Annotated in this window: 10 protein-coding genes and 4 pseudogenes; 11 read left to right on the forward strand and 3 right to left on the reverse strand. The window is 56.5% G+C overall.

Annotated elements, in window-relative coordinates; translation table 11 throughout:
- The first annotated feature begins 372 nt into the window (after window positions 1-372).
- Window positions 373-1,173 (forward strand): sulfite exporter TauE/SafE family protein, encoded by an 801-nt coding sequence (locus tag ACP96_RS14070; protein WP_050033788.1) that lies wholly within the window; start codon window positions 373-375, stop codon window positions 1,171-1,173.
- A 105-nt stretch (window positions 1,174-1,278) separates the two neighbouring features.
- Here the strand turns inward: ACP96_RS14070 and ACP96_RS14075 are convergent, their stop codons facing one another.
- On the reverse strand, window positions 1,279-1,965 hold the full coding sequence (locus tag ACP96_RS14075; RefSeq protein WP_050033789.1) for an SCO family protein: 687 nt from the start codon (window positions 1,963-1,965) through the stop codon (window positions 1,279-1,281).
- A gap of 343 nt (window positions 1,966-2,308) precedes the next feature.
- On the opposite strand from ACP96_RS14075, the gene ACP96_RS14080 reads away from it, so the two are divergent.
- Both ACP96_RS14080 and ACP96_RS14085 read left to right on the forward strand, forming a co-directional pair.
- Window positions 2,309-3,757 (forward strand): cytochrome ubiquinol oxidase subunit I, encoded by a 1,449-nt coding sequence (locus ACP96_RS14080; protein WP_050033790.1) that lies wholly within the window; start codon window positions 2,309-2,311, stop codon window positions 3,755-3,757.
- Window positions 3,750-4,751, forward strand: a complete 1,002-nt coding sequence (locus ACP96_RS14085) for a cytochrome d ubiquinol oxidase subunit II (RefSeq protein ID WP_050033791.1) — start codon at window positions 3,750-3,752, stop codon at window positions 4,749-4,751. Before ACP96_RS14080 ends, ACP96_RS14085 begins: the two co-directional genes overlap by 8 nt.
- A 291-nt stretch (window positions 4,752-5,042) precedes the next feature.
- Here the strand turns inward: ACP96_RS14085 and ACP96_RS20055 are convergent, their stop codons facing one another.
- Window positions 5,043-5,186 (reverse strand): DUF7475 family protein, encoded by a 144-nt coding sequence (locus ACP96_RS20055; protein ID WP_425545172.1) that lies wholly within the window; start codon window positions 5,184-5,186, stop codon window positions 5,043-5,045.
- 17 nt (window positions 5,187-5,203) lie between these two features.
- Between ACP96_RS20055 and ACP96_RS14090 the strand changes: the two are divergent.
- Window positions 5,204-5,497: pseudogene (locus tag ACP96_RS14090) on the forward strand (arsenate-mycothiol transferase ArsC); the annotation flags it as partial.
- A gap of 43 nt (window positions 5,498-5,540) precedes the next feature.
- On the opposite strand, the pseudogene ACP96_RS20060 reads toward ACP96_RS14090, so the two are convergent.
- Window positions 5,541-5,612, reverse strand: a pseudogene (locus tag ACP96_RS20060) (halo-CC-star protein HcsS); the annotation flags it as partial.
- Window position 5,613: 1 nt separating this feature from the next.
- On the opposite strand from ACP96_RS20060, the pseudogene ACP96_RS20065 reads away from it, so the two are divergent.
- The 7 genes and pseudogenes from ACP96_RS20065 to ACP96_RS18120 form a co-directional block, all read left to right on the forward strand.
- Window positions 5,614-5,790, forward strand: a pseudogene (locus ACP96_RS20065) (transposase); the annotation flags it as partial.
- Window positions 5,791-5,871: 81 nt separating this feature from the next.
- Window positions 5,872-6,733: pseudogene (locus ACP96_RS18110) on the forward strand (IS4-like element ISH30 family transposase); the annotation flags it as partial.
- Window positions 6,734-6,901: 168 nt separating this feature from the next.
- The gene (locus tag ACP96_RS18115; protein WP_082222576.1) at window positions 6,902-7,210 is read left to right on the forward strand and encodes a hypothetical protein; all 309 of its coding nucleotides are present in this window, start codon (window positions 6,902-6,904) and stop codon (window positions 7,208-7,210) included.
- Window positions 7,203-7,412, forward strand: coding sequence for a hypothetical protein (locus ACP96_RS14100; protein WP_050033793.1), 210 nt, complete (start codon window positions 7,203-7,205; stop codon window positions 7,410-7,412). Before ACP96_RS18115 ends, ACP96_RS14100 begins: the two co-directional genes overlap by 8 nt.
- A complete protein-coding gene (locus tag ACP96_RS14105; RefSeq protein ID WP_050033794.1) occupies window positions 7,409-7,807 on the forward strand; it encodes a hypothetical protein in 399 nt (132 codons plus the stop codon). Before ACP96_RS14100 ends, ACP96_RS14105 begins: the two co-directional genes overlap by 4 nt.
- Window positions 7,797-8,462: a hypothetical protein gene (locus ACP96_RS14110; RefSeq protein ID WP_050033795.1), complete on the forward strand. Its 666-nt coding sequence runs from the start codon at window positions 7,797-7,799 to the stop codon at window positions 8,460-8,462. The genes ACP96_RS14105 and ACP96_RS14110 overlap by 11 nt, the downstream gene beginning before the upstream one ends.
- An 877-nt stretch (window positions 8,463-9,339) precedes the next feature.
- Window positions 9,340-9,663, forward strand: coding sequence for a hypothetical protein (locus tag ACP96_RS18120; protein ID WP_082222577.1), 324 nt, complete (start codon window positions 9,340-9,342; stop codon window positions 9,661-9,663).
- Window positions 9,664-10,500 lie beyond the last annotated feature (837 nt).

Raw genomic sequence — 10,500 nt, forward strand, 5'->3', positions numbered from 1 at the left:
CAGACGGGGCTAAACACGTACCAATAACGTTCCCCTCTTCATTGGGGCCACCCTCCTCGCGCGGCGTGTGAGATGAGTATCCGGTAAGTCAACGACCTCACCATACCGCTCGCGCCCACAACCTCGGAGGATGGATTTGATGTGTGCCTTCTATTCGCCATTCATATGTACAAAATAATATGCGTATTTTAGTCACATACTGCCTGTTAATTTCTATTTTCATTGTTGCCCCTAGCTACACTCCAGGTACTCGAGAACGCCTCACCCCAGTACGCCCCTTCGTTGCTCTACAGTAACACGTCCTCAGTACTGCCCAGTTTCGTTCGAGAGATACACCAGACGACACAAATCCATACGAAGCCAAGAACGACTATGATCGAGTCGCTCCTCCGGATTGACGTCGTACTCTTCGTTCTCATCGGCGTGCTGGGCGGCGCACACTGTATCGGGATGTGTGGGCCGTTAGTGACGATGTACTCGAAGCAGATGACGCCGCAACCTGACGGCGGGGCGGTGACGGCCAACGACGGGCGTTCCGGTCATCTCACGACCTACGAGGTTCGCCAACACTTCCTGTTCAACGTCGGCCGGGCGACGACGTACGCGATTCACGGGGCCGTCTTCGGCACGCTCGGAAGCGTCGTGTTCGTCACCGCTGACCAGTTGACACCGATCGCTGACCTCCTGCGAGGTGTTGTCGGTCTTGCGGTCGGAGGGTTCATTGTAGCGACCGGCGTTCGATATGTCATTGGAGGAAGCGGAGGTGATATTCGAATACCCGGCGTCCAGCGCGTTACGTCGTGGCTCGCGGCGAGAGTTCACCGACACGTGAACAGCCCGAGTATTGTCGGTCTCGGCGCCGTCCACGCGTTTCTTCCCTGCCCGATGCTGTATCCCGCCTATCTGTTCGCCTTCGCGAGCGGCTCCCCCACCACTGGAGGAATCGCTCTCGGTGCCCTCGGTATTGGAACGATTCCGGCTGTCTTTCTCTATGGAACCATTATCCAGTCGATCGATGTCGCCCACCGCCGTCGCGTCCATCGGTTGCTTGGCGTGGTGTTCGTTGTGCTGGGATACGTGTTGTTCGCACACGGATTGATGGCACTCGGTGTTCACCTTCCACACCCGATGTTCCCGCATTATCAGCCTCTTGGGGGCGCAATGAGGCACTGACAGAGCACTAGACACTTTTCGCTGGCTCGATATCGGCGACGGGCTCCAGTCAACAACTACGATGCGGAAAACGACAGTAGCTGGCCTCCCGGAACCCACAACCCGTCACGCGGTGGCCACTCGTTCAAGCTCGTCGACGAGACGTTCGATGTCGGTTTGCGGGCCCCGTGGGTACGCCCGCTCGATAATCCCTTGCTTATTGGCGAGGATGATGAGCCCATAGTGCGGGAAGCGATACTCTAGGTTCTCGATATCATCTGCCGGTTGCTTCTCAATCTTCAGACCGAAGTGCTCATCGTGTATCTCTTGGGCCCGCTCGTAGGTCTCTGGGCGGAGGTAGTGCCAGTTACCCGCATCGAGGTTGACCCCCTGCTGGCCAGCGTACTCACGAAGCGTCTCGGCGGTGTCGCGCTCTGGATCGAACGTGATGGGGAGAAACGTGACCTGGTCGCTATACCCTTCCTCGGCAGCGGCTTCCTGTCCGCGACGGAGCCGGAGAATAAGTGCGGGACACACCCCGTCCGGACAGTTGGTGTAAAATGACGTCCACAGCACCGCGCGCTCGCCCTCGAACTGGCCTGTCGATATCTCCTCGCCGTGAATCGGGTCGGGGACGGTGAACTCAGGCATGTCGTCACCGTAGCTCGGAAACGATGCCTCGCTGAGGTCTCGCTCCGGCGGTCCGAGAACAGTTCCTTCGGCGCCACTACTGCCAAGAACACCAAGACAGCCGGCAGTGCTGGCGGTGACTCCCGCGACGCCGGCCCTTTTACAGAAACTCCGTCGGTCCATACGTTCGCGTATCGGTCCCGCGGTCTTGAGGTATCTGGTGTGACCTTCGAATGCGCCACTCCCGTCCAATCCGGGCGGGTCTAGCCAGTCAGTTCTTTATATACACCAGGGTGTTGGCAACCGATTAAGGTGCCTGGTGATGCTCAACAAAGTGTACAGCTACTGAAAAAGTCCCAACATCAAGGATATAAAAAGTGTTCTGAGCTCCGATCCTCGGCACTGCCGGTGACCATCTCGGATTGACTACAGAAGCTACGGCTCTGCGGATATAAACCATCGTAGTACAGTTCTCGAAAGGGGGAATAACACAGCTTCTCTTTTAGTTCCGTGAGCAAATAGAGGTATGTTCCTGACGGCGCTTCCCGACGTCTTGATTCAGGGATGGGCGCTACAGCTCTCGCCGGAGCTTGCGAGCCGTGCGCAGTTCGGCTGGACGATCAGCGTTCACATAATTTTCGCCTCGCTCTCGGTCGGGCTGGCGCCGTTCATCGTCTACTTCACTTGGAAGGACGTTCGGACCGACGAAGAGCGGTTCACACGGCTGCGATCATTCTGGGTAAAGGTGTTCGCCGCCGGATTCGTCATGGGAACGGTCACTGGCATCCCGATGAGCTTCCAATTCGGGACGAACTTCCCGCAGTTCGCCGAGGTGGCTGGAGAGCTGATCGGTGGGCCGCTCGCATTCGAAGCGAAGATGGCGTTCTTCCTTGAGGCTGTTTTCCTCGGGGTATTGCTGTTCGGTCAGGAACGCGTCAGCGATCGGACCTACATTCTCTCGTCGGTACTGGTGGGAGTCGGGGCTTGGCTGTCGGCCTTCTGGATCCTGATCGTCAACGCTTGGATGCAGACTCCACAGGGCTTCGAGATGATCACGCGTAACGGTATGGAGGTCGCAAAGCTAACCGACCCGCTGGCTGCGTTCTTCACGCCCCGGATGCCGTGGATGTATGTACACATGGTCAATGCGTCGGTTATTTCTGTCGCGCTGCTGGTCGCCGGGGTCTCGGCGTACATCGTCTGGAAGAAGCGCGATGCCGCTGCGTGGAACACCGCGTTGAAACTCGCGGTTATCATCCTGCTCGTCACCGCTCCTCTGCAGGCAGTCCATGGTGACGCGTATGGGCGTCACGTCGCAGATACACAGCCACAGAAGTTCGCAGCCATGGAAGCTCACTACGATACCGGCACGGCGGACTTACACCTGCTCGCGTTCCCAAAGAGCATTGACGCAATCACCGATCCGAAAGCCGAGAACCTCCTTACTGTGAGTCTTCCGGGGGTCGGGTCGTTCCTCGCTACCGGTGGTGACTTTGACGCCGAAGTGCTTGGATTAAACGAGTATGAGGAGAACCCGCCCGTAGCGATAGTGTTCTGGTCGTTCCGGTTCATGGTCGGACTCGGATTCCTGTTCATCGGGCTGGCACTATGGGGCGGGTATCTCATCTACAACAGACGCCTCTCGGAGAGCAGTCGATTCCTGAAGACGATGATCGCTGCGTCGCCGCTCGGCTATGCGGCGCTTCTCACGGGGTGGTACGTCACAGAGATCGGTCGACAACCGTGGGTCATCCAGGATGAACTCAGAACTAGTGAGGCCGTTTCCTCGACATTGAGCGGATCCGAAGCGACTCTGACGCTCGTTGGCTTCGTCGTTATCTATATCGGATTGATCTTGGTAGCTCTTCATGTGCTGCGGTGGCTGGTCGAAGACGAGCTCCGGGAACTCGGAGTGAAGGTATCGGACGACGATCGCTGGTACGGTCCGGTCCCGAAGGTGAGCGACGATGACTGACCTTGTGTTGCTCGTCGACGCGTATCTTGTCGACGCACTCCCCGAGATCTGGTTCGGTGCCGTCATGTTTGCGCTGGCGATGTACGTAGTCCTCGACGGGTTCGACTTCGGAATCGGAATGCTGTACGCGACTCGCGACGACGAACACGAGAAGGAGACATTCTTGACGGCGTTCGGTCCGGTTTGGGACGCAAACGAGGTATGGGTTGTCGCCTTCGGAACGATGCTGCTAGCGGCGTTCCCGCCGGTGTACTCGCGAGTCTTGGCCGACCACTACCTGCTCGCGCTCGGGTTCGTGCTCGCGCTGCTGTTCCGCGGGCTCGGTCCAGAAATGCGCGAACAGCGCGACAACGAGCGCTGGAAGCGGTACTGGGATTACTCCTTTATCGGAGGAAGCTTTCTCGCACCGCTGCTGTTCGGTACTCTCGCTGGTCGGTGGATCTTCGACGCGCCGACGCTGTCGCTGCCGGCACTGCTGACTGGTGTCGGCCTCGTAACCGTCTCGGTCGCCACCGGGGCGGCCTTTCTGACGGCTAAAACCAAGCCACGGCTAGCGTCAGACCTGCGCACGTACGGAATTATTGCGACGCTGGCGTACTTGATCGGAGTTGTCGCTCTGCTGACGACCGTTGTCGTAACTGATGCCGGAGGTGCTGCCGAAATGGTTCTTTCGCTCCCCGTAGGTGCGATTGTCGTCTTGTCGGTTGTTGCGGGAGGAGGGGGAAGTGTTCTTGCCCTGCGCGGCAAGTACCGTGCTTGGCTGGTGAGCGCACTCGGGCTTCCTGCGCTGTTGAGCCTGCTGGTCGCGCTCCTGCTGTATCCGACGATCTATCCGCCAACTGGCTTGACGGTTCGAGAAGCGGTTGTCTCACCGTTAGCCCTGAATCTCGTGACGATTCTCGGATTTCCGGCGCTTCTCCTTGTACTGTGGTACTTCAAATTCCTCTATGGCGTGTTTAGCGGTCCGATCGAGGGTGAGGGATACAAAAATTGAACGTGGATACCACCGCGTTGGCGCCGACGATCTGTTCGGCATCCATTCGAATGTTGGCCGTCGCGACGGTGAGCTAGATACAGATCTGCTAGGTAGGTCGTTAACTACCACTACACCCTCAATCTTAACGAGCCTATCTCAGAGCATCTCACCGGCGACCGGCGTCTGCTGGAAGAAGATCGCCCCATTGTCACGCAGGACCCACAGCACACACCATCTGCCTTCAGTTAAACAAGAAATAGGGTGACTGCGGTGGCTTATTGGGACATCTTTCGGAAGGAACGGGCAAATCTATCGCCAGAACCGGGTGAAATACAGTGCTGCTCCGCCGAGGAAACCTAGTCCGTTGAGCACGAAGAGGACCGCCAGTACAACGCTCATCTCAATGGCCCGTGTCGTCGCCACGAGATGAATGATTCCCGTAGTAAAAGCCAAAAGAGTGGACTGGGAGGCCGCCCGCAGGATTTGTCGTCAGAGCAATGAGAGAGCAAGACATCGATCTCAGCGACCGAACGCCACGAGAGGTGACGCCAGACGAGTTCCAGGCGGTCGATCTCGTCGTCAGGATGGGACGTTCGGCATCGAACGTGTGCCCGGCGACGTGGAACGGCGAGAATTGCGATTGGGGGCTCGACGACCCCCACGAGCGTCCGATCGAGCAGGTTCGTGAGATCCGTGACGAGATCGAAGAACGTGTCGTCTCGCTGTTCGACGAACTCCTGTCGCAAACTCCGTCCGCGGAGTGACGATTGGTAGGGTCGTCAGCCGGAACGACTTTTGTGATCTCCCCTAACAGCAGCCGTCGTCGGCGCCGCAGACGCTCCCGTAGTCGACACCAGTCTCGTCGCCGATCGCCTCGTTCGCTGCGATCGATATCACGACCATTCCCTACTACGGGGATGTCGAGGAGATGTCGATGGTCAGCGGGACGAAGGATAGAGACGGTCGAGCGTTCAAATTTGCGACGCTTTCGATCATCGGGCAAAACATCCCGCTGATTTTGGCTGTCGAGCCGGTTCGAGAGAGCTCTGAGTGGGATGCATCCGTTGTAGTTTAACTCCTCGTGCCAGCGCCGTCTGCTGATCTGAATACCGTTGGAACTACCTGTCAGAGAAACCCGGTGGCTGCTGTGAGTTACCAACCACCGGATTCAGTGATTGTTGACCGGATCAAAAGAGCGTTTCCCTCTGATGAGTTGCGCGAGCGCGCTCGCGCAACGAATCTCGTCCAACGAGAGCGCAAGTTCGACACTGTCGCGTTGTTCTACACCCTCTCACTGGGTTTCGCTGCTGGATCGGATCGCTCTATTCAGACATTTCTCGAACGGTTCGTCGAAATGGCTGACTGTGACGAACTTGCTTATCCAACCTTCCACGGCTGGTTTTCACCCGCGTTCGTTGCACTCCTGCGAGAGATTCTCGATGACGCCATCGAGAATCTCGAACCGGGACAAACCGACCTCAGCGGACGTCTCGAACGCTTTCGAGACGTCCTTATTGTTGACGCCTCTATCGTCTCACTCTACCAAGACGCTACAGACGTCTACGCAGCGACTGGCGAAGATCAAGCTGGCGTGAAGCTCCACCTCACAGAATCACTCTCAACCGGACTTCCTACGCGGTTTCAAACGACTGACGCCAAAACGCAGGAACGGAGCCAGCTACCCACCGGCGAGTGGGTAGCTGGCGCACTCGTCTTACTCGATCTCGGCTTCTACGACTTTTGGTTGTTCGACCGTATCGACCAAAACGACGGCTGGTTCGTCTCACGGGTCAAAGATGACGCGAACTTCGAGATCATCGAAGAGCTTCGCACATGGCGGGGAAACAGTATTCCACTCGAAGGCGAGTCGCTGCAGGACGTCCTCGACGACCTGCAGCGACAGGAGATCGACGCTCGGATCACCCTCTCATTCGACCGCAAGCGAGGGTCGGGCGTCAGCACGACCCGAACGTTCCGACTCGTCGGTGTGCTCGCTGAAGCAGACGCTGTACACAATGGTCGCCAACATCATGGGCGACCTAGCGAAGATCGAACACCAACAGAAACTCCAACGTATCGAGTCAGGGATTCGAGCGGCACAGAAGGCTGGGAAGTGGACGGGACGCCCGCCGCGTGGATTCACAGTCGGCGACAGCGGGAAGCTCCATGTGGATGTCGAGGAGTTCCTAGAGATGCGTGACGCTCTCGCTCGCATCGCCCACGGTGAAAGCCGGGTGAAGGTCTCCGAAGACACCGGCATCCCACAGAGCACGCTCACGCGGCTCTACGACGAGCGCAAAGACCTCTACCTTGCCGGGGAAGGAGAAGGATACGACGAGCGTGTGGACGCCGCTGTGGATGAACTACGCCCGCTAGACGAGCTCGGTTCGGATGATGCCGGAAAGATGGAAGCGCGGATGAGGCAAGTTGTTCGCGAAGAACTCGAAGCCTTCCAAGAGGAGAGCAACAATGCGTGAGCAGCTGCGGGAACTCCAGGCGCGGTGGGGTCGATGGCGACTTCTCAGCGCATACTCCCAGGTTTTCACCGCCAAGACCGGGAAGCGTGTCGGGTTCACGCCGATGGTGGCGGCCTACGAGCGTGCCGAGCCCGACGGCGTTCTTTCTCTCAAGGACGGTGAAGTCGTGTGGTACTGGCCCGAGGACGGTGAGAACACATGACCGACATCGTCGAGGAGTATCCTCACAGCTGCCGGATCGTCCGTGAGCACATCGATGGAGAAGAGGACAGGTTCCACTACGAAGGTCCGCTGGGGCGAGTGAAGTCGTTCTACTCTCTGGACAAGGCGCGTCTCTACGCCGACGTACACACCATCACTGGCGGGTTCCGCGAAGAGAAGACCGGCGAGCGGGGAGTGCCTCCAGCCGTCGCACGAGTTCGTGAGGACATCGTGATGGCGTACCTCGCCTCGAACCCCACGATGGGCGTCAAGTGGGTCGCCAGAGCCTACGATCTCTCCGAGGACCAGGTGCGTACGTACGTCGAGTTAGTTCAAAACCGAGCTGCTGAGATGCGAGACAGCGGCCCCGAAGAGCCTGATACGAATGAGTTCTGACGAAGATACACTTGTACTACAGTATCACCACCCCGATGACCGACGGTACTCTATCGAATTCATCACTAACGACCGCGAAGAGTGTCTGAGCCGCGGGGACGCGTATACAGACAAGGAACACGTCTCGGTGAAGCTGCGTGTAGAACAGATTGGTGATGAATTGGTTTATTTCATCTACACGTGGGAGAGCTACGACGCTGGACTGCCAGACTCTGATGACAACGGCGTCGAGTGGATTTTGGAGAATTTCACGCAACGGAACGCAGTTGTCTTATCGACTGTACTGGATATCTTTGAGGGGATTCTTGAAGAGAAGGCGGAACAGGGCAATGAGCTCCAGACGTACAAGGGCATACACCTCGACCGTGTTCCAGACGTTCTGAATCGCGTTCAGTGGAAGCAGCCTGTACCCGACGTAGCGGCGGAGCTACTGTCCAATTTTGTGCTCACACACCCAATGCCGAACACCAACCACCGGACAGCAATCGGGCTAGTTGATCGCTATCTCACGTCGTACGACGCCGACTTCGAGATGCCCGACACAGGCGAGGAGGGAGGATGGTACGACTGGATTGCGGGGTTCATCTACGACTCCAAAAGGATTCTCACGCTGCGAAATCACCTCGCCGGCTCTGTTGAAATCCTCAGCAGGTGATATGTTTTTGCAGCTGTGCTGAATATAGAGCGCATACCGGTCACGTAGCCCTGTCTGTATCAGCGTAACGGCTCTGTTGAAATCCTTAATCAGTGATATATTTCGCAGGGTGTGCTGAATACAGAGCGCACATCGGTCAAATCATCAGTTGACATATCCAAAGAAAGAAATCGATATCCATCGTTTACAGGAGTGTGAAACGACGGATTTTGCTTGGAGCGCTTGGAAGTGCCTCTGTCGTGGGTCTTTCGGGATGTCTCGGTGGTACTGAGGATCCCCCGTCGGACTCACCCTCGTCCTCGGAAGCGGACGATCTCGTCGTCTCCGGATCCGGTGACTATCCGCACCCCATTCGCGTCGATAACTCGCTTGAACGCGAGGTTACCCTGACAATCACTGTCGCGCACGAGGGAGCCCAGATCTATCAGGAGCCCCATACAGTCGCCGAACGCTTGGATGTCGTGGTTGCAGGAATCACTGAAGTATCTCTCCCAGAGAACAATAGATCAGTGTCGGTGACCGCGAGTGAGTCCTCCGGTAACACTGCTAGCGTCAATGTGTCCGTCTCCGACTGCCTCGGTGAGATCGTCTTCTACTTCGGAGCGTCCGGGACCTTGGAATCAACATACTCAATATGTTGATCGTCTTGGGAGAGTGCAGTACTACTGCACTCACGCTCTGTATCCAGCACGGCGAATTTGTCATCAGTTGAGGGTTTCAACAGAGCCAGCGTAACATATAGAGCGGTTTCTTCGTACTGTATGGCTGCGCGCTCTGTTTCGTAATGAGCAGTTCTCGGATAATCGCCCCGAATGGCGGTCTCGTCCCAGTCGCCAAGATAGACACATTTTTGATGAACAATTCGAAATATCGTGCTATGGCAGCCCGTAACAACCGAGGTAAAAGTGGGAGCCCTGCCACGTTACCTGATGTGGTACCATTCGACTTGTCTCATCTAACCCGGCAGAGTTGGGAGTTGGGCAACTCCACCGTTCAGGACGAACAAGCAGCGATTCTTGGTAAATGGACTCATCAGAATAATCAGTGGCGGCTGTCGATTTTCGAGATTACCAGTGAAACAGCCATTATCTGTATCCGGACTCCTGTCGGTCGAGAACGATTTTACGGGGCGATTCAATCGGAACTCAAACCAGCTATTCAAAAACTCGAAGTGAATCCATCTTGGCAGCAAGTTCGGTAAGCACGCGTGTCTTAGGTATACAAGCACATTCTATCGGCTGATTCTGGAATCTTTTGAGAAAATACGCAGTTCTTGTGCTGACTACACGCTCTGTATCTCGCACGCCGGTCCTATCAGTTCCTAATGATTTCAACAGAGCCACCTCGCCCTATTCCGGTGGGCAAAACACTACGGGTACGGTGCTGTTGAGCGGAAGGAAGGAATTGTTATCTCGTTTGACGACATCGATCTCGATCGACGGGACCACCACGAGTACTACACTCAACGCCACCAGGAGAGGACCAGGGAATTCGTGAGGCGAGTGTTAGAAGAGGCAGATGTCACTCATCTACGGGAGGTCACTGATGATGGAAGAAGGGCGTTTATCGACAGGCTACAGGCGGGATAACCACTCAGTCTGGGAGGTTGGCGAGCTTCCGACCAACCTCACGCGAGCCTTTGCTAAGCTGGGACCGCTCACCAGCCCGGTCATCGAGGGCAGATCGTAATTCTTCGTAGTCCATGCTTGCTCTAGTCTACGCCGCTCTCACTTATGAAGATGGTGTTCGAGCAAATTGTTCCCGATCAGCTGCTCCTCAACGCCAAGAATTCTTTACAGGTCGTGGGCCCATAGGGCCCACGACCTATGAAAGATTCTGTCAGGCAGTTAGAATCCGCCGCCGGTGAACTTAGTGATGAGATACGCACTAGCACCGAAGCCAACAGAGACAACAAGCATTATTGAATCAGGGCCAACCGTAGAGAGCGAGTCAAGTACACTGGAGGTATGTGTTTACCCCGAGGTCTCGACAGCCGGCACAGCGTGAGCCCGTGAGATAACCTCATTATTGCTGACGA

It is taken from the genome of Halorubrum halophilum (genome assembly GCF_000739595.1).
In the GTDB taxonomy this organism is placed as follows: Archaea; Halobacteriota; Halobacteria; order Halobacteriales; family Haloferacaceae; genus Halorubrum; species Halorubrum halophilum.